At 55.9% G+C, this 1623-nt stretch carries 1 protein-coding gene; it reads left to right on the top strand.

The annotated features are described in order from the left end of the window. Positions 1-19: 19 nt before the first annotated feature. Positions 20-1623 (top strand): sugar phosphate nucleotidyltransferase (locus tag ACI3UA_RS04320; RefSeq protein WP_439723599.1); only part of this gene is annotated, 1604 nt, incomplete at its 3' end.

Here is a 1623-nt window from a genome sequence, read left to right as displayed (position 1 = left end):
TGATAGGGGTTAATGGATTATGAATATAGTATTGCTGTCCGGGGGTTCCGGCAGGAGGCTGTGGCCCCTGTCCAATGACATCCGCTCCAAGCAGTTTATCAGGATTTTCAAAACAGAAGACGGCGGCTACCAGTCCATGGTACAGCGGGTCTACGGTCAGATAAAGTCCGTCATGCCTGATGCAGATGTGACCATTGCCACATCGAAGTCCCAGGTTTCCTCCATCATCAACCAGCTGGGGGAGGGTGCGGGCATATCCGTGGAGCCATGCAGGCGGGATACCTTTCCTGCCATCGTACTGGCGGCGGCATATCTTGCTGATGTGCGGAAGGTCGGCCTGCAGGAGCCGGTGGTGGTATGCCCTGTGGACCCATATGTGGAGGAGGACTACTTCCATGCCCTGAAAAAGCTGGGGGAGCAGGCGGCCGCAGGGGAGGCAAACCTGGTGCTGATGGGCATCGAGCCAACCTACCCGAGCGAGAAATACGGCTATATCATTCCTGAAAACACGGACAGCATCAGCCGCGTCCTTACCTTCAAGGAAAAGCCTGACGAGGGTACGGCGCGTGAGTACATAAAGCAGGGGGCGCTCTGGAATGGCGGTATCTTTGCCTTCCGCCTGTCCTATCTTCTGGACAAGGCTCATGAGCTGATTGATTTTTCTGGCTACGACGACCTGTACCAGAGGTATGGGGAGCTGGAGAAAATCAGCTTTGACTATGCGGTGGTGGAGCGGGAAAAATCCATTCAGGTGATGCGCTTTGGTGGTCAGTGGAAGGACTTAGGTACCTGGAATACCCTGTCCGAGGCCATGGAGGAAAGCTGCATTGGTGATGCCGTGCTGGAGGATACCTGTGAGAACGTCCACGTCATCAACGAGCTGGGGATGCCGGTGCTGGCACTGGGGCTTCATGACGTGGTGATTTCCGCCAGCCCTGAGGGGATACTGGTATCCGACAAGGAGCGTTCCTCCCATATCAAGCCCTTTGTGGAGAAAATTTCCCGCCAGGTGATGTTTGCCGAGAAGTCCTGGGGCAGTTACCGGGTACTGGATGCCGATGGGCACAGCCTGACCATCAGGGTGACGCTGAATCCGGGCAAGAGCATGAACTATCACAGCCACAGGCACCGTGATGAGGTGTGGGTTGTCACCTGCGGCCACGGCAGGGCGCTGATTGACGGCGAAGTCAGGAATATCAGGGCAGGGGACGTATTGTCCATGCCTGCCGGGTGCTGCCATACCGTTTTTGCCGACACGGAGCTGAAGCTGGTGGAGGTGCAGCTGGGGGAGGAGATTTCCGTCAGCGATAAGGAAAAGCATCTGATAAGGCCTGACAGCAGGTGCTTCGGCGGTGCGGATATCCGCGGCATCTACCCAGTGCAGGTCAGCGAGGAGCTGGCCTATCGTATCGGCAGGTATTATCCGGGGATTATCCGGGCTGGAGGGACATCAGGTACAGGTGACCATAATGATAGAACTGGTCGAAATGGCAAAATGCTTTCAGCAGACAATTCTATGAAAGCTGCAGGAGCGGGAAGAATAGCCGTAGGCTGCGATGTGCGCCTTTCAAGTCCTCGCCTGAAAAAATCCCTTATACGCGGACTGATGGAAGCGGGCTGTGA

It is taken from the genome of Anaerovibrio sp. (genome assembly GCF_051866355.1).
In the GTDB taxonomy this organism is placed as follows: Bacteria; Bacillota; Negativicutes; order Selenomonadales; family Selenomonadaceae; genus Anaerovibrio.
The sequence above is the reverse complement of the archived record's forward strand: the minus strand, read 5'-3'. Positions and strand labels throughout refer to the sequence as shown.